At 59.6% G+C, this 26,291-nt stretch carries 24 protein-coding genes; 14 read left to right on the forward strand and 10 right to left on the reverse strand.

Annotated features, from left to right (window positions below; translation table 11 throughout):
- Nucleotides 1–44: 44 nt before the first annotated feature.
- Nucleotides 45–3,356 (reverse strand): SNF2-related protein, encoded by a 3,312-nt coding sequence (locus tag ACFQY0_RS10525; RefSeq protein ID WP_379712054.1) that lies wholly within the window; start codon nt 3,354–3,356, stop codon nt 45–47.
- Nucleotides 3,357–3,527: 171 nt separating this feature from the next.
- Between ACFQY0_RS10525 and ACFQY0_RS10530 the strand changes: the two genes are divergently transcribed.
- The 3 genes from ACFQY0_RS10530 to ACFQY0_RS10540 all read left to right on the forward strand — a co-directional run bounded on the left by ACFQY0_RS10530 (nt 3,528) and on the right by ACFQY0_RS10540 (nt 7,471).
- Nucleotides 3,528–3,944 (forward strand): Fur family transcriptional regulator, encoded by a 417-nt coding sequence (locus ACFQY0_RS10530; protein ID WP_379712056.1) that lies wholly within the window; start codon nt 3,528–3,530, stop codon nt 3,942–3,944.
- A 47-nt stretch (nt 3,945–3,991) separates the two neighbouring features.
- Nucleotides 3,992–6,253 carry a catalase/peroxidase HPI gene (gene katG, locus ACFQY0_RS10535; protein ID WP_379712058.1) on the forward strand — a complete coding sequence of 754 codons (2,262 nt, stop codon included), beginning with the start codon at nt 3,992–3,994 and terminating at the stop codon, nt 6,251–6,253.
- Between the two features lie 159 nt (nt 6,254–6,412).
- Nucleotides 6,413–7,471, forward strand: coding sequence for a hypothetical protein (locus ACFQY0_RS10540; RefSeq protein ID WP_379712060.1), 1,059 nt, complete (start codon nt 6,413–6,415; stop codon nt 7,469–7,471).
- Nucleotides 7,472–7,562: 91 nt separating this feature from the next.
- On the opposite strand, the gene ACFQY0_RS10545 is transcribed toward ACFQY0_RS10540, so the two are convergent.
- The 4 genes from ACFQY0_RS10545 to ACFQY0_RS10560 form a co-directional block, all read right to left on the reverse strand.
- A complete protein-coding gene (locus tag ACFQY0_RS10545; protein ID WP_379712062.1) occupies nt 7,563–10,733 on the reverse strand; it encodes a class I tRNA ligase family protein in 3,171 nt (1,056 codons plus the stop codon).
- 213 nt (nt 10,734–10,946) lie between these two features.
- Complete coding sequence (locus ACFQY0_RS10550; RefSeq protein WP_379712064.1) at nt 10,947–11,927, reverse strand: hypothetical protein; 981 nt, start codon at nt 11,925–11,927, stop codon at nt 10,947–10,949.
- A gap of 167 nt (nt 11,928–12,094) precedes the next feature.
- Nucleotides 12,095–12,547 (reverse strand): thioredoxin family protein, encoded by a 453-nt coding sequence (locus ACFQY0_RS10555; RefSeq protein WP_379712066.1) that lies wholly within the window; start codon nt 12,545–12,547, stop codon nt 12,095–12,097.
- A 32-nt stretch (nt 12,548–12,579) separates the two neighbouring features.
- Nucleotides 12,580–13,038, reverse strand: coding sequence for a thioredoxin family protein (locus ACFQY0_RS10560; protein WP_379712068.1), 459 nt, complete (start codon nt 13,036–13,038; stop codon nt 12,580–12,582).
- A gap of 78 nt (nt 13,039–13,116) precedes the next feature.
- Between ACFQY0_RS10560 and rdgB the strand changes: the two genes are divergently transcribed.
- The 3 genes from rdgB (at nt 13,117) to ACFQY0_RS10575 (ending at nt 14,866) form a co-directional block, all read left to right on the forward strand.
- Nucleotides 13,117–13,707, forward strand: a complete 591-nt coding sequence (gene rdgB, locus ACFQY0_RS10565; protein WP_379712070.1) for an RdgB/HAM1 family non-canonical purine NTP pyrophosphatase — start codon at nt 13,117–13,119, stop codon at nt 13,705–13,707.
- Nucleotides 13,708–13,779: 72 nt separating this feature from the next.
- A complete protein-coding gene (locus ACFQY0_RS10570; protein WP_379712072.1) occupies nt 13,780–14,229 on the forward strand; it encodes a hypothetical protein in 450 nt (149 codons plus the stop codon).
- A complete protein-coding gene (locus tag ACFQY0_RS10575; protein WP_379712074.1) occupies nt 14,213–14,866 on the forward strand; it encodes a DUF1801 domain-containing protein in 654 nt (217 codons plus the stop codon). Before ACFQY0_RS10570 ends, ACFQY0_RS10575 begins: the two co-directional genes overlap by 17 nt.
- Nucleotides 14,867–14,874: 8 nt before the next feature.
- Here ACFQY0_RS10575 and ACFQY0_RS10580 read toward each other — a convergent pair whose 3' ends face one another.
- Both ACFQY0_RS10580 and ACFQY0_RS10585 read right to left on the reverse strand, forming a co-directional pair.
- Nucleotides 14,875–16,185 (reverse strand): homoserine dehydrogenase, encoded by a 1,311-nt coding sequence (locus tag ACFQY0_RS10580; protein ID WP_379712076.1) that lies wholly within the window; start codon nt 16,183–16,185, stop codon nt 14,875–14,877.
- Nucleotides 16,186–16,263: 78 nt separating this feature from the next.
- Nucleotides 16,264–16,587: a hypothetical protein gene (locus tag ACFQY0_RS10585; RefSeq protein WP_379712078.1), complete on the reverse strand. Its 324-nt coding sequence runs from the start codon at nt 16,585–16,587 to the stop codon at nt 16,264–16,266.
- A 93-nt stretch (nt 16,588–16,680) separates the two neighbouring features.
- On the opposite strand from ACFQY0_RS10585, the gene ACFQY0_RS10590 reads away from it, so the two are divergent.
- The 4 genes from ACFQY0_RS10590 (at nt 16,681) to ACFQY0_RS10605 (ending at nt 19,871) form a co-directional block, all read left to right on the forward strand.
- Nucleotides 16,681–18,003, forward strand: coding sequence for an OmpA family protein (locus ACFQY0_RS10590; protein WP_379712080.1), 1,323 nt, complete (start codon nt 16,681–16,683; stop codon nt 18,001–18,003).
- A 142-nt stretch (nt 18,004–18,145) separates the two neighbouring features.
- Nucleotides 18,146–18,853: an HAD family hydrolase gene (locus tag ACFQY0_RS10595; protein ID WP_379712082.1), complete on the forward strand. Its 708-nt coding sequence runs from the start codon at nt 18,146–18,148 to the stop codon at nt 18,851–18,853.
- A 15-nt stretch (nt 18,854–18,868) separates the two neighbouring features.
- Nucleotides 18,869–19,546, forward strand: a complete 678-nt coding sequence (locus tag ACFQY0_RS10600; protein ID WP_379712084.1) for a YoaK family protein — start codon at nt 18,869–18,871, stop codon at nt 19,544–19,546.
- A 121-nt stretch (nt 19,547–19,667) separates the two neighbouring features.
- Nucleotides 19,668–19,871, forward strand: a complete 204-nt coding sequence (locus tag ACFQY0_RS10605) for a hypothetical protein (RefSeq protein ID WP_379712086.1) — start codon at nt 19,668–19,670, stop codon at nt 19,869–19,871.
- Between the two features lie 282 nt (nt 19,872–20,153).
- Here ACFQY0_RS10605 and ACFQY0_RS10610 read toward each other — a convergent pair whose 3' ends face one another.
- A complete protein-coding gene (locus ACFQY0_RS10610) occupies nt 20,154–21,302 on the reverse strand; it encodes a 5-(carboxyamino)imidazole ribonucleotide synthase (RefSeq protein ID WP_379712088.1) in 1,149 nt (382 codons plus the stop codon).
- 5 nt (nt 21,303–21,307) lie between these two features.
- Complete coding sequence (gene purE / locus ACFQY0_RS10615) at nt 21,308–21,802, reverse strand: 5-(carboxyamino)imidazole ribonucleotide mutase (RefSeq protein WP_379712090.1); 495 nt, start codon at nt 21,800–21,802, stop codon at nt 21,308–21,310.
- Nucleotides 21,803–21,913: 111 nt separating this feature from the next.
- On the opposite strand from purE, the gene ACFQY0_RS10620 reads away from it, so the two are divergent.
- From ACFQY0_RS10620 to ACFQY0_RS10635, 4 genes are all read left to right on the forward strand, one after another.
- Complete coding sequence (locus tag ACFQY0_RS10620; RefSeq protein ID WP_379712092.1) at nt 21,914–22,639, forward strand: hypothetical protein; 726 nt, start codon at nt 21,914–21,916, stop codon at nt 22,637–22,639.
- 135 nt (nt 22,640–22,774) lie between these two features.
- Nucleotides 22,775–23,539 carry an imidazole glycerol phosphate synthase subunit HisF gene (hisF, locus tag ACFQY0_RS10625; RefSeq protein WP_379712282.1) on the forward strand — a complete coding sequence of 255 codons (765 nt, stop codon included), beginning with the start codon at nt 22,775–22,777 and terminating at the stop codon, nt 23,537–23,539.
- A gap of 350 nt (nt 23,540–23,889) precedes the next feature.
- A complete protein-coding gene (locus ACFQY0_RS10630) occupies nt 23,890–24,384 on the forward strand; it encodes an RNA recognition motif domain-containing protein (RefSeq protein ID WP_379712094.1) in 495 nt (164 codons plus the stop codon).
- 223 nt (nt 24,385–24,607) lie between these two features.
- On the forward strand, nt 24,608–25,387 hold the full coding sequence (locus ACFQY0_RS10635) for a hypothetical protein (RefSeq protein ID WP_379712096.1): 780 nt from the start codon (nt 24,608–24,610) through the stop codon (nt 25,385–25,387).
- Nucleotides 25,388–25,409: 22 nt separating this feature from the next.
- Here the strand turns inward: ACFQY0_RS10635 and ACFQY0_RS10640 are convergent, their stop codons facing one another.
- The gene (locus ACFQY0_RS10640) at nt 25,410–26,291 is read right to left on the reverse strand and encodes a tetratricopeptide repeat protein (RefSeq protein WP_379712098.1); all 882 of its coding nucleotides are present in this window, start codon (nt 26,289–26,291) and stop codon (nt 25,410–25,412) included.

The following is a 26,291-nucleotide window of genomic DNA, read 5'->3' on the forward strand; positions in this document are numbered from 1 at the left end:
CAGCGGCAGGCAACGTTTTGTTCGGTGACAAATCGTCACGTAGTTCAAAGCGGGGCGAGCAGATGACCAAGGGTTTCCTGATCGAGGTTCAGGCCGGTGGTCTCCTCGGAAAGGAGGGCTTCGACGAGATTGGATTTGCGGTTCTGGAGGTCGAGGATGCGGTCCTCGATGCTGCCCTGGCAGATGAGCTTGTGGACGAAAACGGGTTTCCGTTGACCGATGCGGTGAGCGCGGTCGGTCGCCTGATTCTCGGCGGCGGGATTCCACCAGGGGTCGTAGTGAATGACCGTGTCGGCAGCTGTTAGGTTGAGCCCGGTGCCGCCGGCCTTGAGCGAGATGAGGAAGACCGGGATCTCGCCTAGCTGGAATTTCTCGACGAGTTCCCCACGGTTCTTGGACTGGCCGGTGAGTTTGAGGAAGGGGATGGTGGCTTCTTCAAGATGCTCCTGGATGAGGGCGAGCATTGAGGTGAATTGGGAAAAGATGAGAATACGGCGACCTTCTTCGATAAGAGTGGGCAGCAGATCTTCGGTGAGAAAGTCGAGTTTGGCGGAACTGGTGCCTTCTGGACTGCCTTCGAGCAGTTGCGGATGGCAGCAGATCTGACGCAGCTTCATCAGTGCGCTGAGTGCGAGGATGTGAGACTGGCCCAGACCTTTCTCATCGATGGCTTCGCGGACGCGCTTGTCCATCGAGGCGCGGACGGATTCGTAAAGTTGTGTCTGGGGCTTGTTGAGGTCGATGCGGTGGATGATCTCGGTTTTCTCGGGGAGTTCGCTGGCGACCTGGTCTTTGGTGCGACGCAGAATCAGGGAGGCGACGCGTTTGTTGAGGGCCAGCTGAACGTCCTTGGACTGATCGCTTTCGATGGGTTTGCGGAATTGCGTGTTGAAGGCCTTTTCCGTACCGAGGAAGCCGGGCATGAGGAAGCGCATCAGGCTCCACAACTCACCGAGGTGGTTTTCCATCGGCGTGCCGGAAAGGCAGAGACGTTGCGTCGCCTTCAGTTTGCAGGCGCTGCGCGCATTGATGGATTTCGGGTTCTTGATGTGCTGAGCTTCATCGAGGACGACGACATGCCAGTCGTGGCTCGCGAGTTCCTCGATGTCGCGGCCTAGCAGCGGGAAGGATGTTAGAACGAGGTCGGCGTCGGGGATGTCGCGGAAAAGTTGGCGTCGGCCCGGGCCGTGGAGGACCAGGAGATTGAGGTGGGGCGCGAACTTCCGGACTTCGGCCGACCAGTTCGGGACGACGGAGGTCGGGGCGACGATGAGGGAGGGGCGTCCCGGGCCTTTGGCCTGCTCGGCGGTGAGGTGGGTCAGGGTCTGCAGGGTTTTGCCGAGCCCCATGTCATCGGCCAGAATGCCGTGGAGTCCCTGCGCCGCGAGGAACTGGAGCCAGCGGAATCCCTCTTTCTGATAGTCTCGCAATTTGGCATCGATGGAGTTGGGGACCTCGACGGCGGGCAGCTGATGGATGTCGCGCAGACCTTGGCCGAGTCGCGCGAGGGTGCGGCTGGTGTCGGTGTCATCGATTTCCAGTTCGTCGGCGATGCTGGCGGCACTTAGGCGATCGAGGCGAAGGATTCTGGTGGTGAGATTGCCTTCGAAAAGGTGGCGCACACGATCGACGGTTTCCATCAATTGTCGTGCGGGGAATCGGATGAACCCGTCTTCAGGATTCTCACAGGGGAGCAGAATGTGCTCGGGCAGGTCCGGCGAATCGGCAGGTGGCAGATCCTGCTCGATGGCTTGCGCGATGAAGGGAATCAGACTGAAGCGCTTGCCATCAATCTCGTAGCTGATGTCGAAGCGGAACCAGTCGATGCCATGCTCGGGATCGGCCTCCATGGCCGGGATGAAGGATGAGGCGTTGCGAGCTGTTAGGCCGGCACGCTTGTCGATTTCAATGATCCATCCTTCGGCTCGGAGCTGCCTGAAGCCGGTGCTGTCGAGAAGCTTGAGCCAGGCCATTTCATGGCTTGGTTTCTGGTGGGAGGGAACGAGGGCGTTGGGATTCGGTGCCTTGCCGAATGGGGTCAGCGGCAGCTTGAGAAGTTCGGCTTCGGCAGTGCGTTCGGCCTTGAAGTCGCGCGGCCAGATGATGCGTTTGCCTTCCACGTTTGCGCTGTGTTGCCGAGGAGCGCTGCTGGTGAGTGGCGCGAGGCGCGGGCTGTCGCCGTACTGGAAGAAAAGCTCACCGATGAAGCGGTGGCTGCGTTCCCAGGAAGCGCCGACGGAGATGCGCCGGATCGAAAGAACCGGCGTGGGGGCGACTGCGGGGCGGGTGATGGATTCGATCTGCTTCGGTGCCGGCAGTTTCGCCCCCGGGTAGCGGGAAAGTCGGGCGACGAGCGCGGGGATGGCGTCGGGTTTGACGACCGGGCCGCGCGTCCAGGTGGCGAGCAGATCGGGCGGGACGTTGGTTTTGACGAGTCCGATGGTGCCGGCTTTCGGATCCAGATAACGGGGCGGAAAAAGAGGGAGAAGTTCGAGACCGGAGCGGCTGGCGCGGGTGACCGGTCGGGCACTGCCATCGGCGAGGCTCTCCCAGTCGGCATCAATGGTGGCGGGTTCGCCCTGAGCGAGGACGCGGTGTTCGGTGGTTCCGCGGTGGTCGTTGGGCTCCTTACCGAAGTAAAGTCGTCCGGTTGTTAGGGCGGCCTCGAGGAGGATGCTCCAGTCGGCGCCTTCGAGGGGCATGGTGCCGAAGGTCTGCTGATCGAACTGGCGTTTCTCAAATTCACGCACCAACTCGATGTCGTCATCGCTCATGCACTCGGTCGGTTTGTCCGGGCTGACCGAAGCGACGCCGCTCATGATGCGCACGCGGCCATCGCTGAGGTGCTTGCCGGTGCGCAAGACGAATTGAAAGCCGGGAGAGAGGGCGCTTTGAGGGCGTTCGATGCAGTAGGCGAGGAAAGTCGATTTCCTCGGGCTCTGCTCTTTCGAGGCTGTGGGCGCGTTGGAAAATGGAAGCTCGTCCTGAACGAGTCGCGTCGGTGCCGGCTGTCCTGAGAGTCGGTTTTGGATGACCCGGAAGGTGGCGGCGGCGTGTTTGCACTCCTGGCTGACGGGGCAGGTGCAGTCGGACTCGAGCATCCATTTCCCGCGCGATTCGCTAAGGATGTTCGTCGTGAGATAGCGCACGCCGCCGGGGCTGCCGACAAATGAGGTGATCGTGATTTCACCGCTGCCACCGAGGTCGATCCACTCAACGTTCGAGACGCAGCCTGCTTTGGTGAAATCCTGGGAGCGGGTCAGGGTGGCGAAATCGAAGTGCTCTTCCCACCGGCTTGATGTCAGCCACTCGAGGAGGGCCGGCCTTTCGGCGATACGCTCGAGAGTCTCGTTCATGAATTTGGATCAGGCCTTCCCGCGATGGTTTGTTAGGTGGGGCCGCTTGGCTGCGGGGGAGTAGCAAGGGAATCGATACCCGTCAAAAGGGATTCGAACGCTCGTGACATGGACAAAGCCGGCGCTGAGATTTTTCTGGACAGAATCCAGATCTGGATAAAGTCTAGCCGCGTGACCGAGCCCGCCGATCTTCTTCGTCAGAATCGAATTCCCGTGACTGCCCAGCGTTTGGCGGTGCTGCGAGCGGTTTCGGCGCGGCCTCATGGCACGGCCGATGCGATTGCGGAGGATGTTCGCAGCAGCATCGGCACGATTTCCCGTCAGGCTGTCTACGACTCGCTCGGGATGCTGGTGAAAAAGGGGCTCATTCGGCGCATCCAGCCGGCAGGCTCGCCGACCCTTTATGAGAATCGGATCGGCGATAATCACCACCATTTGATCTGTCGCAGCTGCGGAAAGACGGTCGATGTCGATTGCGCCACGGGTCACGCGCCCTGTCTCACCGCGATCAACGATTACGGATTTCAGATCGATGAGGCCGAGGTCATCTATTGGGGGACCTGCCCCGATTGTCTTGCCGCGAAGTGATGGGTTCGTAGGATTTCATTATTAATTTACCCCACAGAAATAGTCGTATGTCAGACCAAACAACAGAATCGAAATGTCCGTTCAATCACGCCGGTAGCGGCGGCACGACCAACCAGGACTGGTGGCCGAATCGATTGAAAGTGGAACTGCTCCATCAGCATTCCAACAAGTCGAACCCGATGGCTGGAGAGTTCAATTATGCCGAAGAGTTCAAGAGCCTCGATCTCGCGGCCGTGAAGAAGGATCTCGCCGATCTGATGACCGATTCGCAGGACTGGTGGCCGGCTGACTTCGGACATTACGGTCCCTTTTTCATCCGGATGGCGTGGCACAGCGCCGGCACCTACCGCACTGGTGATGGTCGTGGAGGTGGAGGTCGTGGCCAGCAGCGCTTCGCACCCCTCAACTCATGGCCGGACAACGTGAGTCTCGACAAGGCGCGTCGTCTGCTCTGGCCGATCAAGCAGAAATACGGCCGCAAGATTTCATGGGCCGACCTGCTGATCCTAACAGGAAACGTCGCGCTCGAATCCATGGGCTTCAAGACCTTCGGATTCGGTGGAGGCCGCGAGGATACTTGGGAGCCCGATCAGGATGTTTATTGGGGCAGGGAAACGACCTGGCTCGGTGGCGACGTGCGCTATGCGCATGGCTCGGAAGGTGTTGAGAAGGAAGGTGGCGTGTTGGTTTCCGATGATGATGCCGATGGCGATGTCCACACGCGCAATCTGGAGAACCCGCTGGCCGCCGTGCAGATGGGCCTGATTTACGTGAACCCGGAAGGCCCCGATGGCAATCCGGACCCGCTGGCATCCGCGCGCGACATCCGCGATACCTTTGGCCGGATGGGCATGAATGATGAGGAGACCGTGGCGCTCATCGCAGGAGGTCATACCTTCGGGAAAACGCACGGGGCGGGTCCGGCCGAGAATGTCGGCGCCGATCCGGAAGCCGCTGGTCTCGAAGAGCAGGGTCTGGGCTGGAAGAACAGCTACGGCACCGGCAAGGGCGCCGACACGATCACCAGCGGTCTGGAAGTCACCTGGACCTCGACTCCCACCAAGTGGAGCAACAACTTTTTCTGGAACCTATTCAGCTTCGAGTGGGAACTGACCAAGAGCCCGGCCGGAGCGCATCAATGGACTCCGAAAAACGGCGCAGGTGCCGGCACGGTGCCGCACGCGCACGACTCCTCGAAAAAGATCGCGCCGGCCATGCTTACCTCGGACCTCGCGCTGCGCTTTGATCCGACTTATGAGAAAATCTCGCGGCGCTTCCTCGAGAACCCGGATGAATTTGCGGACGCTTTTGCCCGTGCCTGGTTCAAGCTGACGCACCGCGACATGGGACCGCGCGCTCGTTATCTCGGCCCTGAGGTGCCTGCCGAAGAGCTCATCTGGCAGGATCCGATTCCGGCGCTTGATCATCGTGTGATCTCAGAGAGCGACGTCGCGGCGCTGAAGGCGAAGATCCTCGACTCCGGGCTCACCGTCTCGCAGCTCGTCTCCACTGCCTGGGCGTCCGCTTCCACCTTCCGTGGCTCGGACATGCGTGGTGGTGCGAACGGTGCTCGTGTCCGTCTGGCTCCGCAGAAGGACTGGGAAGTCAATCAACCGGCGCAGCTCGCCAAGGTGCTCGAAACGCTCGAAGCCATCCAGAGTGATTTCAATGGGGCGGCTGCCGGCAATAAGAAAGTCTCGCTCGCCGATCTGATCGTGCTTGGTGGTTGCGCAGCGATTGAGCAGGCCGCGAAGAATGGCGGACACGACGTGAAGGTTCCCTTCACACCGGGCCGCATGGATGCCTCACAGGAGCAGACGGATGTCGAGTCCTTCGAAGTGCTGGAGCCCATCGCCGATGGCTTCCGCAACTACCTCAAGGGGAAATACACCGTTCCCGCCGAAGCACTGCTGATCGACAAGGCGCAACTGCTCACCCTAACAGCTCCTGAAATGACGGTGTTGCTGGGTGGCATGCGTGTGCTCGGAACGAATGCCGACGGCAGCGACTATGGAGTCCTTACCGATCGCGTGGGCACGCTGAGCAACGACTTCTTTGTCAACCTGCTGACCATGGAGACCGAGTGGAAGCAGGTCTCGCCTTGCGGCAACGCCTTCGCGGCAGTTGATCGCAAGACAGGAACTCCAAAGTGGACCGGCACTCGTGCCGACCTTGTCTTTGGATCGAACTCGATCCTGCGCGCGGTGGCCGAGGTTTATGCCTGTGCCGACAGCGAAGCGAAATTCGTTCAGGACTTTGTCGCCGCCTGGGACAAGGTGATGAACCTCGATCGTTTCGATCTGCGCTGATCGAATGCGGCCTTACTAACAACTATTCCGACCCGTCCGAAGACCTCTTCGGGCGGGTCTTTTTTTTGGGGGGGCGGTGGACGAGCTGCTGAAGGAAGGGGGAGACATGGCAAATTTGTCGAAGATTGACGCGATTTGGACAGATGCTAGCGTCGAGTCGTGCCGCTGTTCCCCTCCGTTTTCATCCCCTCTGGATGCGTTCATCGCTCCGTTCTGCTAACAGTAGCCATCGGGTTTCCGGGCATTGCCTTGGGCTTCCCTGCCACTCAGATCGGGACTCTCCCATTGGACCCTCCGGGAGCGAGCACCAATCGCCTGAGTTTCGAGGTGGATGCCAGTGGAACGGTTCAGGCAGATCTCCCGGTCTTGGGCAATCAGGATATTACGATTGATAGCTCTGACTCCGATGCGAGCACGGTCAGTGGTGAGCTGCGCTGTGAATTCGGTCTGGAGATCGACGCTGTCACTCTGACCGCAACGGTCCAGTCGATTGCGTTTATGGAAAGTCAGGTCATCCTGGATGATGAGCTGAGTTTCAATCTGAGCCTCGGAACTTATATCTTTATCCCAATCGGTTCCGTAGGAGTGGCTTCCAGGAATCTGGTGGTGACTCCCAGCACGCCGAGTGGTGCCGGCAGCGTGACGGGAACAACCTTTCCGCTCTCGGAGCATCAGTTGAGTCTCTATGGCGGAACCATCACGGGAGGGGCGACTGGGCTTGCCGCCGACTACATCGATCCGATAGACGTCAATTTTGCCGAGACCCCGCTGGAGGGACCGATTGGGGCGGGGACCGGCACCGTGACGATTTCCGCTCCATCCGTGAATGGCTCGAACGTTAGTTACGATGTGACGGTGAGTGTGCCGGTCGACTTTGCCGCGCTGATCCTGGAGGACCCGGTGAATGTGACGCTCACATCGGAGGGCTCTGTCAAAGCGAGCGGAACCCTGACCATCGAAGTCCCTGCGGTCGAAAAGATTGAGGTCCTCGCGCTCTCAGCCGGCAGCCCGACGGCGTCGGATGTGACGATCACCTGGAATTCCGAAGGAGGCGCGGGCAGCTATCGAGTCCTTTCCAGTCCGAGGCTGAGCACGCCTCTCTCGTCCTGGACGATCGAGCAATCGTCAGTGCTCAACGGCGGAGCAACGACGAGCTTCGTCGATAGCGGGACGCTGGAAGGCAGCAGCAGGAAATTCTATGTGATCGAGGAGAACTGATGGTCTGTTAGTTCGCCACGAAGTTCATCATCCTTCGCCGTCTCGTCCGCCAAGTTGACGGCGCTCAAGAAGGCGACGGAGGACAAGCGAGTCAATTGGCCACGATGTTCACCAACCTTCCGGGGACGACGATGATCTTGCGGATCGTTTTGCCTTCGGTCAGCTCGACAACTTTCGGGGCGGCCTGAGCGGCGGCTTCGATGTCTTCCTTCGGCGCGTCCTTGGCAACGGTGATCCGATCGCGGAGCTTGCCGTTGACTTGGACGACGAGCTCGATCTCGGTTTCAATGAGGGCTTCCTCGTCGTGCTCCGGCCACGGTTGGTGGGCGAATGGCTTGCCACCGATCAGCGCGTTGAGTTCCTCGGAAAGGTGGGGAGCGAAGGGGTTGAGGACACTGAGCAGGAGGGTGAACTCCTTCAGCGGCACGACTTCCGCCTGGGTGAAGGCGTTGGTGCAGACCATCATCTGGGAAATCGCGGTGTTGAAGGACATCTTGGCGATGTCTTCGCTGACCTTCTTGACGGTTTCGTGCACGACCTTGAGCAGCGCCTTGTCGGTGCAGGGGACATCCTGAATTTTGTTAGAAACGGTCCATTCGCCGGCTTGGTTCTGCTCCATGGCGACACGCCAGATGCGGGCGAGAAAGCGTGCGACGCCTTCGACGCCTTTCATCTGCCATGGCTTCACTTCGGTGAGCGGGCCCATGAACATTTCGTAGAGGCGCAGGGCATCGGCGCCGTACTCGTGGACGACGGTGTCGGGGTTGACGACGTTGCCGCGGGACTTCGACATCTTCTGTCCGTCTTCGCCGAGGATCAGGCCCTGGTTGACGAGCTTTTGGAAGGGCTCCTTGCTGCTGAGGTGGCCGAGGTCGTGGAGGACCTTGTGCCAGAAGCGGGCGTAGAGCAGGTGGAGCACGGCGTGCTCGGTGCCGCCGACGTAGAGGTCGACCATGCTTTCGCTCTGGCCGGACCAGTAGCTTTCCGCTTCTTCGCTGATGAAGCGCTCGTTGTTACTAGGATCGCAGTAGCGGAGGTAGTACCAGCAGGAGCCGGCCCACTGGGGCATGGTGTTGGTTTCGCGCTCGAGCTTGTCGGAGTAGTTGATCCAATCGGTGGCCTTGACCAAGGGGCCGCGTGGGTCGCCGGTGGGCTTGAAGTCTTCCATCTCGGGCTGGAGCAGCGGCAGCTCGCTTTCGGGAATGGCGGAGTGTTCGCCGGTTTCCTTGTTCCAGAGGAGTGGGAAAGGTTCGCCCCAGTAACGCTGACGGGAGAAAAGCCAGTCGCGCAGCTTGAACTGGATCTTGCGAACGCCTTTGCCGTTTTCCTCGAGCCAATCGATCATCTTGGCTTTCGCCTTTTTGGTCGGGAGACCGTCGAGGAAGCCGGAGTTCACGGCGATGCCGTATTCGGAGAAGGGGAGCGTGGGCGTCTCGCCCACTTCTTCCGTCGCTTCGCCATGCAGAGCGAAGCTCCCATCCGGCAAACCTGCCTGCTCAGGATTTTTCCGAATGTATTCCACCACTCGATCAAAGTGCTTCTGATTGCGAACCAGACGATCATAGTAATCACCCTGCCAAAAAGTTCCATCGAGACCCTTCGCCTTATTGATCGCCTTTGCCGTAAAGCTTTTCCAGGACTGAAGGATATCGGAAAGGCTGTGATCTCCGAGCGGAGAAAAGAGCACGTGAACGTGATTCGGCATCACGACGGCTTCGTGGAGGAGGTAGCGTTCGCCATCAAAGTGCTTGATGGCATCGAGCACCAGGTTGTGGAGTGCAGGCTCCTTGAGAAGGCATTCGCCTGCCCCGGCGTCGAGCCATTGTTCAATGCGGTCGGAGAACTTCTGGTGGTAAGCAGCGGTGGTTTCTTCGGACCAAGGTTCGGGGTTGTGCTGGAGGAAGGCTTCCTTTTCGGTCTTGAGTTGGGCGACTTTTTCCTGCGGGAGGCTGTCGGCGGTGCGCCAGGTGACGAAGCAAACGGTCTCTCCCTGTTGCCAGTGGGGGAGCTTGTTTTTGGTTTTCTGGGTGTCGGCGGTTGATGAGTAAAAATGGGCGGGACGCCCATGCTCCCCTACCACTTGGCGGACCGGGATGCTGTATTTTGAGGCAAACTCAAAATCCCGCTCGTCATGCGCGGGCACGGCCATGATCGCGCCGGTGCCGTAGCCCATCATGACGTAGTCGGCGATCCAGACGGGGATCTTCTCGTTGTTGACGGGGTTGATGGCGTAGGCGCCGGTGAAAATGCCGGTCTTGTCCTTGTTGGCTTCGCCGCGGTCCATGTCGGACTTGCTGGCGCAGTCCTTGATGTAGGTTTCGACGCCGTCCTTTTGCTCGGCGGTGGTGATTTCCGCGACCAGCGGGTGCTCGGGAGCGAGCACCATGTAGGTGGCGCCGAAAAGGGTATCGGGTCTCGTGGTGAAAACAGTGACGTCGTTGCCTTCAACATCGAAAGTCACCTCGGCGCCTTCGCTGCGGCCGATCCAGTTTTTCTGGAGGAGCTTGATGCCTTCGGGCCAGTCGAGTGGGTCGAGTTCGTCGATCAGGCGCTGGGCGTATTTCGTGATGCGCAGCATCCACTGGCGCAGCGGGCGGCGCTCGACGGTGTGGCCTTTGGATTTCCACTCTTCGACTTCTTCGTTGGCGAGGACGGTGCCGAGGTCGGGCGACCAGTTGACGGGGGCTTCGTGAATGTAAGCGAGGCGGACGGCGTCGATTTGTTCGGGCGTCCAGCCTTGGGCTTCCAGTTCGGAAACAGGGGCGGCCTTTTGGGTCTCCTCGTTGAAATAGGATTTGTAGAGCTGGAGGAAAATCCACTGGGTCCAGCGCACGTATTCGGGATCGGTGGTGGCGATTTCGCGGTCCCAATCGTAGCCGAATCCGAGCGACTTCAGCTGGCGCTTGAAGGTCTCAATGTTGGCCTCAGTGGTGACGCGCGGGTGCTGGCCGGTCTTGATCGCGTACTGTTCGGCGGGCAGGCCGAAGGAATCCCAGCCCATCGGGTGGAGGACGTTGAAGCCCTGGCGCAGCTTGGTGCGGCCGATGATGTCGGTGGCGGTGTAGCCTTCCGGGTGGCCGACGTGCAGGCCCGAGCCCGAGGGATAGGGGAACATGTCGAGGACGAAGAACTTCGGCTTGGAGGCATCGAAATCGGCGTCGCCGGGGTTCGGGGCGCGGAAAGTCTTCTCGGCATCCCAGAGTTGCTGCCATTTGGGCTCAAACTCGTCGAAGGGGAATGGTTTGCGGCGTTCGTCAGACATGTCGGTGAAAATTTCCAATGCTCAATTTTCCCCTACTTCGCTCTAAGAGCTACGAAGGGCAGGCAAATGCCCAAAGGGATTGCAGGGGGCGCGGAACTTGGCGGAAGGGACTGAGCTTGAAAAGAAAAACCCCGCAGCAGTGGACGAAGCGACCCGCGAACGGAGGCGATGGGGCAGGGTCCTATCGCAGGCTTGGTTGCCAATCCCCGGGGTTCAGGGCTTCCGGAAGCGAAGCTTGAGGCCGCGGGTTGACCAGAACCTGACGAGCCGGGCTTCAATTTCCTCCGGATTCCCGATGTTGAACTCGGGAGCTGGTTGGCGCCGTGAGCGTGGCTCCTTTAAGGCTGTTAGATACTTGGAAAGCTCCTGGCGTCGGGCCTGACCCCCTTCGATGAGGTAGTGGGTGAAGAGCAGAGAAGTGGCGTAGGGAAGATAGCGGTCGGCGGGGTCCGAAATGGCGATTTCCTGAGCCCAGCTTCGGTGAGAGAGTGCGAGAACCTGACTGAGCGAGGGAAGTTCAAGGTCAGCGAAGTCCTTGGTGCCAAGGTGCATCTTGAAGTGCTGCCGAATGAATTGCGGTGAGTTGTCGAAACGGTAGTGTCCGCCTTGTTGGTGGGTGATGGATAGGTATTCGGCGATGCCCTCGCTAAGCCAGGTGGGCGCCAGGCCGAGAGTGCGGGCCGTGGTGAGATGACAGAGTTCATGGACTAACAGGCCTTCTTCCAGCTGTCCGTTGAGTCGAACACGGCGGCTTTGTTGAGGGCTCAGGAGGAGGTCGGCGCGGATGAGAATGCGGTTCTCCCTGGGCTGATAGAGACCTGCGGAAGATGCGGGGCCTCCGAACTGAGTGAAACGTTCTTCATCGCGGCAAAATCGAATGTTCGCCTGGGTTTTATCGTTGATGCCGAGCAGGGGAAGAGGGAGAGCCTGCAGGACCTTGGGGACGGATTCGATGGTGTTGGCAAGACGCTGAAGGACGGTGGCGGGAATGGGCGTGTCTGAGAGGAGGGTGAAGTGTTCCGTCCGCCATGCGGCGGCGTCGATTTCGGGAGCTTCGATCGTCTCGATCTTGGCGGAAGGCGCTTTGAATTCGAGAGGGAGGGCCTGCGTTTCCGCAGCTAGGGGTGTCATGAAGACCATGTGCACGCCCCAGATAGTGGAACATGCGCGGAGGACATCGAATGCGAGAGTCACGAGTGAGAATCGTAGCTCGGGGGCCGAAAAGGGAAAGTCGGCAGTTGCTGGGGTCATGCGCATCCCGTGATGCCCTCTCGCAGCTCGGCTCATCGCAGACATTCGGGAGACACGAAAAACCCGCCGCAGCACGGGGCTGGGGCGGGTTGAGAGTGGATCAGGAAATCTCAGGCGTCCGTCTTGGCCTTGGCGAGGAGTTCCTTGAGGTGCTTCACGTAAGCTTCGGGGCCGCCTTCGCGGTAGCCGACATCTTCAGAGAGCTTCTTGCCCTCGGCATCGAGGAGATAGAGCGTCGGATAGCCTTCGATCTTATACTCCTTATCGAGCTTCTTGTTTTGAGCGACGACATCGGCGGGGAGCTTTTTCTTGCGTGGAAAGTCGACCTCCATGAGGACGAGGTTTTCCTTGGCGTAGTCCTTGAAGGCCTTCTTGGAGAAGACTTCCTTTTCGAGCTTGATGCACCAGCCGCACCAGTCGGTGCCGGTGAAGTTGATGAAGATCGGCTTGTTCTCCTTTTTGGCCTGGGCCTTGGCGGCTTCCCAATCGGTGCCCCATTCGCCACCTACGGCAATGGCGGCAGTGGCAATGAAAAGGGCGAGTGTCTTGAAGATCATGGTCATGGTGTGAGGTGATGTGTGTTTGTTAGATGGAGTTAATCGAGGTCCTTCTTGTCGAGGGACTTCTTGAGGTGGGCGAGAAAAGCTTCGCTGTTAGGATATTCGGAGGCGAAGAAGCGGTTGAACTCCTTACCCTTTGAATCGAAAAGAATCACGGTGGGAAATCCCTCGATGTCGTATTTCTTGGCGTAGGGTTCGTTCTTCTTTTTCACCTCTGGGTCGCCATTCGGGAAATCGAGCTCAACGAGGATGAAATCCTTCGAAGCGGCGGAAACGAACTCCTTCTTGGAGAACACGTTTTTCCGCATCATCTTGCATGGCGGGCACCAGTCCGAGCCGGTGAATTCGACAAGCACGGGCTTGTTCTGCTTCTTGGCATCTTCAAAGGCTTGTTCGAGGTCGGTGGACCAGCCTTCGAGGGTGCTGGCGAAGGCGGTGCTGACGAGGGCAGAGCCAGCCAGGGCGAAGGCGGCGAGGTGGGTAATGGCTTTCATTGTGAGTATAGGCGTAATCCGGGGCGGAATTATTTCAAATTTCTTGGCCCCGATGACGCAAAGGGGTAGCGGGTAGGCATGAATGAGCAGCCGAAGAGCTTGGTAATCGCGACGCGCAACGCCCACAAAACCGAGGAAATCCGCGAGATGCTCGGGGATCGATACGAGGTGAAGGATGTGAGTTCTTTCCCGGATCTGCCGGAGGTGGAGGAAACGGGGACGACGTTTCTGGAGAATGCGACGCTCAAGGCTCTGGCGATCAGTCGCGAAGTCGGGGGTTTGGTGCTTTCGGATGATTCCGGTTTGGAAGTCGATGCTTTGGACGGTCGGCCCGGGGTGTGGTCATCGAGCTTTGGTGGGGAAGAGGGAAATCATGCGAAGAACAACGAGCGGATTATGCGCGAGATGAGCGGGCAGGAAGTGCGCACGGCGAGGTTTCGCTGCGTGATGGTGCTCGCGGAGGCGGGGGAGCTGCTGGCGCATTTTGATGGGAGTGTGGAGGGGAGGATTCTGGATCAGGCGAGCGGTGCTGGCGGCTTTGGTTACGATCCGCTTTTTGCTCCGGAAGGGTATGATGAGAGTTTCGCGGAGCTGGGGGCGGAGGTGAAAAATGGGATGAGCCATCGAGGGAGAGCGCTGGCGAACGTGGTGGCGTGGTTGGAGGGGTAGGTTACACTCTGCACAAATTGATTTTACTTCAACTGATCATCGCGATGCTAGCCTACTGATCGAACCGAAAGTATGAAGACGATCCGCCTAACAGATTGGAATTCGATACTGGGGTCGTTGCTTTTTGCCGTGCTGGCATTCTCGCTGAGCATCTATTCATTGTTCGATCCGAGCCTTTTTGGGGCTGATTCCAGGCTCTTGGCCAAGCTCTTTCCGTATATCGGACCGATCGTTGCGGCTGTCGTTTTGTGGCAGCTTGTCTTTTACGTCGAACTAGGTGAACAGATCGTTTTTAGACGACTGGCCGGCCGGAAGTATTATAAATGGCAGCAGATGCGATCTGTTTCTGCTGCGTCTGAGACAACCCGGTATCTTTTCGTTCCTGTCACGAAACAGTACTTTAAATTTGAGTTGGACGGTAAATGGGGTGTCGAAACCCATTCGTATCGAGTATCCAAGAAGCACAAGGAGGCTCTTTTGAGTCTTCTGCAAACCCAGCAAAAACATGAACCCCGAAGTTGATCCGTATTTCAAGGCCGCCGGGAGGTGGCGGGCGGAGTTGGTTCGGCTGCGGGAAATTGTGCTCGCTTGTAAGTTGAGCGAGGAGCTGAAGTGGGGAAGTCCGTGTTATGTCTTTGAGAAAAGCAACGTTCTGATCATGGGCGAGCTCAAAGAAAGCTGCACGCTCAGTTTCTTCAAGGGGGCCCTGCTGAAAGACCCGGAGGGGATTCTGGATAAGCCGGGCGAGAATACGCGGGCGGCGCGGGTGCTTCGCTTCACGAGTGTTGGGGAGATCGATGAGTTGGAGTCGATCTTGAAAGCTTATATCAGGGAGGCGATCGAGCTGGAAAAGGCGGGGGCGAAGGTGGATTTCAAGGAAGCTGCGGAGTTGCCGGTTCCGGACGAACTACAGATGCAGTTCGATGAGGATCCGGACTTTAAGAAGGCATTCGAGGCTCTGACTCCGGGAAGGCAGCGCGCCTACTTGCTGCACTTTGGGGCGGCGAAGCAGGCGAAGACGCGGGCCTCAAGAGTGGCGGCTTCCAAGCGAAGAATCTTCGCGGGGAAGGGCATGAACGATTGCATCTGCGGCATGTCGAAACGAATGCCGGGCTGCGATGGTTCCCACAAGGACTTGAAGAATTTCAAGATGTGGTAGCGCCCATTTTATAACTTCTCGATGCGGAAGACGACGGGCTCGCTGTTGATGCAGTCGAGCTGCTGGATTTTTTCCAGGGTCTTCTGCAGGAGGCCAAAGGGGCAGGTGTGGAGGAGGAAAACCATGTCGACGAAGTCAGCGTCGGGAGTCTCTGGATCCACGGGCGAGTGGGTGCCGGAAATACCAATGCCAGCATCTGCGAGGGCTTGCGCGATTTCAGCAATGACGCCGGGTCGGTCGGTGACGTCGAAGCGGACGTAGTAGGCGGTCTCGGTTTCCTCGACGGGCATCAGGCGGCCTTTTTCCGTGTAAGGAAGGAAGCCGCGGTGGCCGGTGGGCTGGCGAAGCGAGCGGGCGGCTTCGACGAGGTCGCCGACGACGGATGAGGCGGTCGGGTCCTGGCCGGCACCACGACCGTAGAAGAGCGATTCGCCGGCGGCATCGCCATGCACGGCGACAGCATTGAAGACGCCGTTGACGTTGGCGAGAATGTTGCTTTTCGCGATGAAGGAGGGCTGGAGGCGGAGCTCGACGCCGTTTTCATGTTCGCGGATGACGGCGAGAAGCTTGACGACGTAGCCGAGCTGAGTGGCGAATTCGATGTCGATTGGACGCACCTGCTCGATGCCGGCGACGTAGACTTTTTCGGGGTCGATGGCGAAGCCGTAAGCGAGGGTGGCGAGGAGGATGGCCTTGTGGGCGGCGTCCCAGCCATTGACGTCGAGCGCGGGGTCGGCTTCGGCGTAGCCGAGCTGCTGGGCCTCGGCGAGGGCGGTTTCAAAGTCGAGGCCACCGGTGGTCATGCGCTCGAGAATGTAGTTCGAGGTGCCGTTGATGATGCCGACCATCGAGTGGATGCGGTTGCCGACGAAGGATTCCTGGACGGTCTTGATGATCGGGATGCCTCCGGCGACGGCGGCTTCGAAGTGGATCGGAGTATCGAATTCCTTCGAGAGGGCAAAGAGCTCGGGGCCGCGTTCGGCGAGCAGGGCTTTGTTGCCGGTGACGACGGGCTTTTTCGCGCGCAGTGCGGCGGCGACGATGTCGAAGGCGTCGCTGGTGCCGCCGATGAGTTCGACGACGATGTCGACGGCGGGGTCATCGATGACCTCCTGCCATTTGGTGGTGAGCTTGTCGGCCGGGATGTCGACCGGGCGCTTTTTGTTGAGATCGCGGACGAGGACCTTGGCGATGTCGAGATTGACAATGCCGCCGGTGCGGTCGGCGATGAGCGAGGCGTTGCGGAGGAGAGCGAGGACCACGCCGGAGCCGACGGTGCCGAGGCCTGCGAGGCCGATGCCGAGAGTAGAGCAGTTCACGGCGCGGAGTCTTCCCCGCCTGGCCCGATGCTTAAAGTGCAAAGAGTCGATCAGGCGGGGAAAGAGGGATTTGGTGCCTCAGGCACCCAGAGCGCGCTCGGCGGCAAGCCAGTCGCCAAGTTCATCCGGTGGATGACCGGCGGCGATGCGTGCGCAGGAGTTGAGGTAGGCGGCGTAGCGGATTTCCTCGATGCTTGTGGGCTTGAGGGCCTTCGCAGGCGTCGACTTCTTGGCGACTTTCTTCGCTGCGACCTTGGTAGTGGCCTTCTTCGCTGTCGTTTTCACGGCAGGCTTGGCGACTTTTTTGGTGGCAGCCTTCTTGGCGGTTGTTGCTTTTTTAGCTGCAGCTTTTTTGGCTGGAGCCTTCTTAGAAACCTTTTTTGCAGCTTTTTTAGCGGGCATGGCGGCGGCCAATGGAGCAACTGAGATGCCAAGGCAAGACTGAAATGCGGTGCAGGTGATTGTCAGCGGGAAAAGCGGACGTATACTGCCGCCGTGTCAGAAGGATACACATGGCGTGACGTGCGCAACGATGGTCCGTCCCGGCTTCCCGGACCGGATCATCTTGGCTGGTGGATCGGGGTGGCGTTGCTGGTGGCCATCGTTCTCCACGTGGCGGCATTCTTTGCGCTCGCGCGGATCAAGATCGCGCTGGGTTTCGATGAGGCGGAAGAGATCCGCACGGCGGCGATCAATCTCGATCAGGTCGAGATCATGCCGGCACCGATGGATGACATCGAGCCGACGCCGGAGGAGAGCGCACCGATCGATACGGCAAGCTTGTTGGAAGAAGTCGACGTGCTGGCGAATCTGCCGGAAGACACCGAGTTGGACATCACGCCGGAGACGGTTGATCCGGAGTTTGCCATCAAGCCGCAGCAACCACTCGCGGATGGCGCGCCTGAGGCAATCGAGTTTGATCCGGCGGAGGATTTCGATCTCGATACGGAGCTCCCCGAGTTGGGAAAGACGGCGGCGCCCTTACCGCTTGCCGCAGAGGGCCAGGTGGTCGTTGATCCGGGGGAAGTCGATGTGAACGATCCATCGCTTGATAGCTTTACCGAAGAGATCCTGAACAAGGGCGCGGGCGGGACGGCAGAAGGTGGGACCCTGGATGGAGTGGTGACGCTCGATGATCTGGTAGGGCTTCCTGAGAACGTACTGGTCGGGAAGAAAACGATGCTGCCGAGTGATCTGCTTTTCGAATACGACAGCGCTGATTTGCGTGAAAGTGCGCGGGTGGGTCTGATGAAGCTGGCTCTGCTGATCGAGAGAAACCCAGGGCTTTACTGTTGGATCGAGGGTCACAGCGATTTGTATGGCGGTGGTCTTTACAACCTGGAGCTCTCACGCAAGCGGGCGGCTTCGGTGAAGGACTACCTCACGAAATCGCTGAGGCTGCCTGAGGACCGGATTCATACGCGGGGGTATGGAAAGACGCGGGCGATCGTGGCGGGAGGGACGGTCGACGAGCAGTCGCCGAACCGTCGGGTTGAGATCAAGATGCGCCGCACCTTGCCGCCGAATGATGAACCGGTGATTGTGGAGGAGGCGCCGAAGCCGGTAACGCCTCCCAAGCCTGCGCCCGAGCCACCGAAGGCAATTCTGGTGAAACCGATGCGCAAGATCCCGGCGGAGCAGATGATCGAGGAAGAGCAGGTGCCCAAGGCGGTTCCGATCGAGGAGGAGGTGCCACGAGCGGTCCCTGTGGATGAAACGCAAGAGAACGCGCCCAAAGCACTGCCGGTCGAGGAAGAACCACCCAAGGCGGTGCCTGTGGAGGAAGATCCGCCGCGCGCGATTCCTGTGGGAGAGTGATCTTGCTCTGTTACCAGTCGCCACTTTTCGGATGCCGTGCTAACAGACGGGTGTGAGGCCCCTTGAATTGCCGGAGCAAGCGCAGCTCATCTTGTCGTTCGATTTCGATGGAACACTGCATGATCCCGCGGAGACCCCGCCGGTGAGTGATCACTTTTTCGAGCTGATCCGGAAGCTGCGCGAGGACAAGGCCGCGGTCTGGGGAATCAATACCGGACGCTCGATGAACCATGTGATCGAGGGATTGGTGGAGAGTCGCTTTCCCTTCTCGCCGGACTGGGTGGTGGCTCGGGAGCGGGAAATCTGGTTTCCGAATAACTTCGGGCGCTGGATTGGCGATGAAAAGTGGAACAAGATCTGCGAGAAGGATCACAAGAAGTTCTTCAAGAAGGTGGACAAGGTGCTGAAGGCGATTCGCAAGGAAGTAGAGGAACATACGGGCGCGACCTGGGTGGAACAGGTGGGAGATCCGGCGGGATTGATCGCGAAGACCGAGGAGGAAATGGCGTGGATCGTCGGCCGCGTGCGGGAACTCACGGCGGGTGAGCCACTGCTTGGTTGGCAGCGAAATTCGATCTACCTGCGCTTCGGCCACCGGAACTACCAGAAAGGTAGTAGTTTGGTTCAGGTGGCGAAGACTTTCGGGCTGGATTCTTCAAAAAGCTTCGCGATTGGGGATAGCTTCAATGATCTGGAGATGCTCAGTCCGGATGCGGCGGCACACTTTGCCTGCCCGGGGAATGCGGTGCCCGAGATCCGGGCGCATGTCGAGGCGCTGGATGGCTATGTCTGCAAGGCAGCGCACAGTGCGGCGTGCGTGGAGGCGCTGGAGCACTTTTTCGAACCTTAAGCGCGGAGAGGAGCGATGCAGCAGTTTTCAACGAAGCAACTGGTTCTCGGAGGGTGCTTGTTGGCCTTCGGCGCGTCGTTTCTGAATACCGGATTCATCCTCAACACCGGAACTTCGGTGAGTCATTTGACGGGTGATATCTCGAGGATCGGCTCGGGCTTCTGGACTTCGGTGAAAGGGGATGGGTCGGGAGTGGCGGGCGTGGTTGCGGCAACGCTGGGATTCGTTTTCGGTGCAGCGATTTCAGGTTTTCTTCTGCATCACCCAACACTTGAAATTACTCGACCGTATGGCCGGATACTTTCGGTGCTGGGGCTGTTTCTGGTAGGTGCCCATTTTGTGCAGCACCAATTTCCCATCATGGGAATCGTAGTCGTTAGCGCGGTCTGTGGTTCCCAGAACGCGCTGGCGAGCCGCTATCGCGGCATGGTCCTGCGGACGACTCACTTGACGGGATTGTTCACCGACTTCGGCATCCATATCGGGATGAAATTGAGGGGTCATCATATCGAGAGCTGGAAACTGGTTGTTCCGATATGCGTCGCCTGTTCGTTTCTGTTAGGAGCCATCGCCTGCAGTGCGCTGGTGTTCCATCAAAGTGCGCACTGGATACTGATGATGGGTGCGGCCTATTTCTCCGGAGGCGTCATCTGGAGTATTTGGAAGCGGTCAAAGGGGAACAAGGTGCCGTGAGAATGGCGAAGTTCAAAACGGCATTCAGAGTTTGGGCTGACGAGGCGGTAGATGGCAGGGCAGTGTGTTGGCGCTCAACTGCCGACTTGCACCGTGGTGTCGTAGGCGCGAATCTTGAGGAATGAACGCAGCCACCATCGAAAAGGAGCTGATCGCCCTTAGCCCGGAGCAGCAGGATCGTATTTCGGCTTTTCTCGTTTTCCTCAGGCTCAAAAGGGACGGCCTTCTTGAAGAGGTGTCGAGTCGCTTGAACGATGGGAATTCGGAAAATTGGGTGCTTTGGGAAGAGCTGGAATCTGAGGAAGACACCGGGAACCCGGGATGATGTCGCCTTGTCGTGTATTTGTTCGGATTGAGGCCGCGGAGTTCCTCCGGATGATACGAGGGCCCGAGCGTCGGGCGTTCACCTTGTTTGTGACGACACTTTCTGAGGATCCGAATCTCGCAGGCGATTGAAAGCGATGGAGAGGGTAGGGATATCGAGATCAAGGTGATTGAGAAGTTCGCAATCACCTATTGGTCAGACCATGCGGCCTAAGAAGTGAAGATCGTGGACGTCCGAAGGGCTGATCGGCCTTGAGTGGTCCCTGTGGGATCACGGAGGGAACTACCTCCCCTTCTCTAACAACTCTGCTTTCAGTGCTTCGGCGCGTTCCATGCAGTTTTCGATGCTGCTGCCGGTGATGTTGGCGTGGCCCATTTTGCGGCGGCCGATGGCGCGGCGTTTGCCGTAAAGATGGAGGAAGCTTTCCTGGTCGGCGAAGATCGGGAGCCAGTCGGGGGCGGTTTCTTCGGCGGGCCACATGTCGCCTAAGAGGTTGAGCATGACGACCGGGGAAAGCAGGCGCGTGGAGCCGAGCGGGAGGCCGCAGACGGCGCGGACCTGCTGCTCGAACTGCGAGGTGGCGCAGGCGTCGAGGGTGTGGTGGCCGCTGTTGTGCGGGCGCGGGGCCATTTCGTTGACGAGCAGGGTGCCGTCGGGGAGTTGGAAAAACTCGACGCCCATGATGCCGCGGTAGTCGATGGCTTCAGCGAGGTCGCTGGCGATGCGGCGGGCTTCCTCGGCGACTTCGTCGGACACGCGGGCGGGGACGATCGAGACGTCGAGGATGTGGTGGCGGTGACGGTTCTCCGCGGGATCGTAGGTGGCGATTTTCCCGGAGGCATCGCGCGCGACCATCACGGAGAGCTCGCGTTCAAAGGGAATGAAGGCTTCGAGCACGGCGCGGCCACCTTCGAAGGCAGTCCAGACTTCGGCGGGGTCTTCGCCGCCTTCGAGCTTGCGCTGGCCTTTTCCATCGTAGCCGAAGTCAGCGGTCTTGAGCACGGCGGGGGTGCCGATGTGCTTGATGGCGGTGGCGAGTTCTTCGGCGTTCGAGACGACTTCGAAGTCGGCGCAGGGAATGCCATTGGTGCGGAGGAAATTCTTTTCGCGCTCGCGGTTCTGGCTGATCGCGACGGCGTCGGCCGACGGATGAATCGGGATTTCTGAGCCGACGGCTTCGAGGGTTTCGCGCGGGATGTTCTCGAACTCGACGGTGGCGATATCGGCGCGCGAGACGAAGTCGGCGAGGGCCTCTTTCGAGTCAAAGGGCAGGTCGATGGCTTCATCGGCCACGACCATGGCGGGGGCTTCGAGGCCACCGGTCCAGACGAGGGTGCGGTAGCCCATGCGGCGGGCGGCCATGCAGAACATGCGGCCGAGCTGGCCGCCTCCGATGATGCCGATGACGGCTCCGGGAAGAATCGCGGACATGTTTTTCAGGAAAGGGGAGGGAGCTCGGCGGCTTTGACGGTGTCGCTTTGTTTCTTGCGGAAAGCCTGGAGCTTCTCGAGCAGGGCGTCGTCGTTTCCAGCGAGGATGGCGACGGCGAAGAGGGCGGCATTGATCGCGCCGGGCTTGCCGATGGCGAAGGTGGCGGTGGGGATGCCGCCGGGCATCTGGACGATGGAAAGGAGCGAGTCCATGCCTTTGAGGGCGTGGGATTCCACGGGGACGCCGAGCACGGGGAGGTCGGTGATGGCGGCGGTCATGCCCGGGAGGTGGGCGGCGCCGCCGGCACCGCCGATGATGACCTTCAGGCCGCGGCTGCGGGCGGAAGTGGCGTAGCTGACGAGTTTGTCGGGCGTGCGGTGGGCGCTGACGACCTCGGCTTCCCAAGCGACGCCGAAGTCTTCGAGCGTGCGAGCTGCGTGTTCCATGGTGGGCCAGTCCGAAGTGCTGCCCATGATGATTCCGACGGTTGCGTCTGCCATGGGGGGAGGTTGTCGGGAGCTGCGCTTGTGGTCAAGCTGGGGAACTTGGAGTGCGGTGCGCGGTGCGCGGAAGAGCTTTTGCTCGTGAGGGGGTGTGGTAGTTTGCTGTCGGTGAGTGAGGTGGAAGAATCGGAGCTTGATTTGGATCCGGGTGAGGAGGCTCCGGTTTCCCGGGAGGCACCTGCGTTCCGTTGGACGGTCTCGATGGTGGGGGCGGTGATTCTACTGATCGGAGGTCTGGTGCTGTGGCCGATGATTTTGCGGCAGAGAAAGGCGGTGGATCGGACGAGGGCGATTGGGAACTGCAAGCAGATCGGGCTGGCTTTGTTAGAGTTCGAACAGGAGTTCGGGGCTTTTCCGAATGAGAAGACGGCGGAGCTGGTGAGGCGGTCGACGAAGACTCCGCTGGATCTTCCGGGGCGGTCGACGAACGCGGCGTTCCGGCAGTTGGTGGCTTTTGGGATAGGTGCGGAAGCAATCTACTACTGCGTGCATCCTGAAATGGACAAGAAGCCTGATGGCGACATTTCGCCGGGGAAGGCGATCGAGGCGGGGGAGACGGGATATAGCTATATTGCGGGATTCGATACGAAGGCCAAGCCGGGTATTCCATTGGTGCTCGCGCCGATGAGGATCGGGACGGAGGCGTTTTGGGAGGAGCCTTATGGTGGGAAGGCGGTGCTGTTAAGGGCGGATAATTCGGTGGAGGCTCCGTTGATTCGGAGGTCGGATGGGAAGGTCCCGGTGGGGAGTGGGAAGACGGTTTTTGATACGGGGGCGGATACGGTTTGGGGTGAGGGCTTCGATGTTGATATGTGGCATCCGGAGAGGCGATAGAAGCGCGGACTTTAGTCCGCCCCGGAACCCCGGCGAATCCAAGCGGACTGAAGTTCGCGCTCCGTTCGGGTGCCTTTTCTTGGAACTTGGCCCTTCTCGCTTGGCACTTCGGGTCCGGGCGGGTTTGCTGCGGGCGTGCTGGCGAAACGCATTATCCCTTGCTTGGACGTGACCGATGGCCGGGTGGTCAAGGGCGTCAATTTTGTGGACCTCGTGGACGCGGGGGATCCGGTGGAGTCGGCGATGGCTTACAACCTCCAACAGGCAGACGAACTAGTCTTCCTCGATATCACCGCCTCATCCGACAATCGCGCGACGATGGTGGATGTGGTGCGGCGCACGGCGGAGCACTGCTTTATCCCGCTGACGGTGGGAGGTGGGATCCGCTCGGTGGAAAACATGCGGGAAATGCTGCTGGCAGGGGCGGACAAGGTCGGGGTGAACACTTCGGCAGTGAGCAATCCCGGCCTGGTCGACGAGGGGGCGAAGGCTTTCGGGAGTCAGTGTGTGGTGGTGGCGATCGATGCGAAACGCGAGGGGCCGGGGAAATGGGGCGTCTACACGCACGGCGGGCGCACACCGGTGGGTCTGGATGCGGTGGAGTGGGCGAAAGAAGTTTGGCGCCGCGGCGCGGGTGAGATTCTGCTGACGAGCATGGATTCGGACGGCACGCAGGCGGGCTACGACTGCGAGCTGACGGCAGCAATTTCTGAAAGCGTGGGGATTCCGGTGATCGCGAGTGGCGGGGCGGGGAATCTCGACCACATGGTCGAGGTGCTGGATCGCGGAAAGGCAGATGCGGTGCTGGCGGCGAGCATTTTCCACTTCGGCAAGCACACGGTGGGTGAGGCGAAGCGCTATTTCGCGGAGCGTGGGATCCCGGTGCGGCCGGAGGTTTGAGCTCGGAAAAATGAAACGCCAAGACGCCAAGGGCGCAAAGTTCTTGATGGAGATGCGTTTTTTGGTCCGACTCGCCGCTTGAGATTCATTCATTTTTGAATGGGAAACTTGGCGATCTTGGCTCCGTGGCGTTTCGAATTCATGGCATTTCCGGGGTCTGAAATTCTAAAAATCTCGCTTTGGATTACCAAAATATCCGTGGTCGCGGGATTTCGGTGCTTGCTAGGGGAGGTTCTGAGGTGTAGCGAGACCACGAACTGGTGAGAATCATTGGTTTCGCTTCACCGGGTCTTGGCGCCATTTCCCTGGAGAGCGTTATAGAAAATAACGGCGCTTTGTTTGACAGACCAATGGACATCTACGTGGGCAATTTGCCCTTCACCGCTACCGAAGAAGAAGTAGCTGAACTCTTCGCCGCCTTTGGAGCAGTGGAGAAAGTGAAACTCGTGACGGATCGCGAAACCGGACGCCCTCGGGGCTTTGGCTTCGTGACCCTGGCCGATCAGGACCGAGTTAAGGAAGCTGCGGAAGCACTCGACGGCCAGGATATGGGCGGTCGTGCTTTGCGGGTAAACCCTGCTGAACCTCGCGAGCCCCGTTCCGGTGGCTTCGGTGGTGGCGGCGGTGATCGTCGCGGCGGCGGTGGTGGTGGTGATCGTCGCGGAGGCGGCGGTGGCGGCTACGGCGGCGGCGGTGGTGGCGGCGGCTACGGCGGCGGTGGTGGTGATCGTCGCGGAGGCGGCGGTGGCTACGGCGGCGAGCGTCGTGGTGGCGGTGGCGGCGGAAGTCGTCGCGGCGGCGGCGGTGGTAAGCGTAGCGGTGGCTACGATGACCAAGGCTGGTAAGATCTGCTGAACAGATAAATCTTTCCCAAAGCCGTGATCCGAGAGGGTCACGGCTTTTTTTCGTGGGGCAGGTGATGGCCGGTCGGAGGGGGTCGGTTTGGTGAACGTTTTGAGAAGAACTGAGGGTGAAAGCTTCGATTCGACAGAATTTTTCTGGGACCTTCGGCGTCGAAGGCTTTCCTGCGCATGGCTTTCGAGGTGTGCTTGCAGCCGACCCAAGCGAATGAAGCGAATTTTTTTCCTCACCCTGATGCTGATCGTGGCCTGTCTGGCCGCGCTCGGCTGGTGGTTTCGCGCGGATCTTTCGCATGCTTGGGGAAAGATGAGCAAGCCGCTGCTGGTGATCGGAAAAAAGGTCCCGCAGCCTGATCCGCTGCGCTATGAAGTGGTGAAAGCCGAGACCGAACGCTGGCGTCTCGATTTGGCGAAGCGCTACCGGGCGGCGCAGAGCAAGGCCGATCGGGATGCGGTGATCGCGGAAGCACGTGGGTTTCTGGAGGTCGCGCTGCCGGACCTGATGAGTTGCTGGCTTGGGACGCCGTGGGATTTCAATGGGACCTCCGAGAAGCCGGGTGAGGGCCAGGTGGCTTGTGGTTACTTTGTGGCAACCGTGCTGCGAGACGCGGGCTTCAAGGTGAACCGCTACAAGCTGGCGCGTGAAGCGTCCGAGAACATCCTGCTGACATTTTTACCCCGCAAGGAATTGGAACGGCGGGTGGGAGTCTCCTACGAGGGCTACGCGGAGGAGCTGCGAAAATACCGCTCAGGCGTGAGGATTGTCGGCTTGGATACCCATGTCGGATTTCTAGTAAGCGGGCCGGAGGGCTTTCGCTTTGTGCACTCCTCGGGCTCGCGACCCTGGTGCGTGGTCGATGAAAGCGAGCAGGAGGCAGAGGTGCTGAAGCGTTCGAATTACCGGGTCCACGGATCCCTGACGGATAATCCGGATGTCATCCGCCGCTGGTTGGCGGGGGAAAAAATCACGGTTCGGAAAAGCTCCTGAAAATCAGCGACTTTCGGGGGGCTCAGGTGGCTTCGTTGAGCTTGGCCTCAATGCGCTCGGCGAGCACCGTTTCCCCTTCTTCGCGGAGGAAATCGCAGTAGTTCGAGGCGACGGCTTCGAGATCTTCCTGGAACTCGCTTCCCAGAGTCTCGAAGGCATGGAGCGCTTTCTCGAAATGACGTCGGGCCCACGCACGGTCGCCGGTTTTCAGCAGCGCAAGGGCGAGGTTGTTGTGCGATTGGGCGGTGTCCGGATGGTCATCTCCGAAGTTCTTGCGGCGGGCTTCCAGCGACATCATGTGCATCTCCCGCGCTTGCTCGTAGAATCCGGAAGCGAGGTAGAGCGCGCCGAGGTTGTTGGAAACGATCGCGGTCTCTTCGTGCTCCTCGCCGAGCTCGTTGTGAAGAATTTCGAGAGCTTTGAGGAAGTGGGTCTCAGCGGCATCGATGTCGCCGGCGGCCTTCTTCATGTAGGCGAGGTTGTTGGACAGCGCTGCGACGTCCAGCAGCGCGGGAGGCTCGGCATCCTGAAAAATCGCGAGTGCCCTTTCCCAGTATTCAACCGCGCGTTCGCTGTGATCGAGCGCATCGTGAACCGCTCCCTGATCGGCGCACAGGCGGCCAATCTGCATGATGCGATCCGGGCGGTTTTCAAGCTGATCGAGCGCTTGCTTGTAGTCCTCCCGAGCCTCCTCGTAGCGACCGAGCGAACGGAAGAGCTCGCCTCGCAGTTCCAAGGCGTCGGCGAACTCGTCGATGCTATCAAGATCGGCCGAAAGCGCCTGCTGGGTCTTCTCGACGGCTGCATTGGCGGCGTGGACAGCTTCGTCGTAGTTGCCTTGAGCGACAAAGTCGTCGACACGCTTACGAAGAATCTGGATGAGGGTGACGGTGGAGGAGTCCAT

The sequence above is a fragment of the Haloferula chungangensis genome (assembly GCF_042664875.1).
Taxonomy (GTDB): domain Bacteria; phylum Verrucomicrobiota; class Verrucomicrobiia; order Verrucomicrobiales; family Akkermansiaceae; genus Haloferula; species Haloferula chungangensis.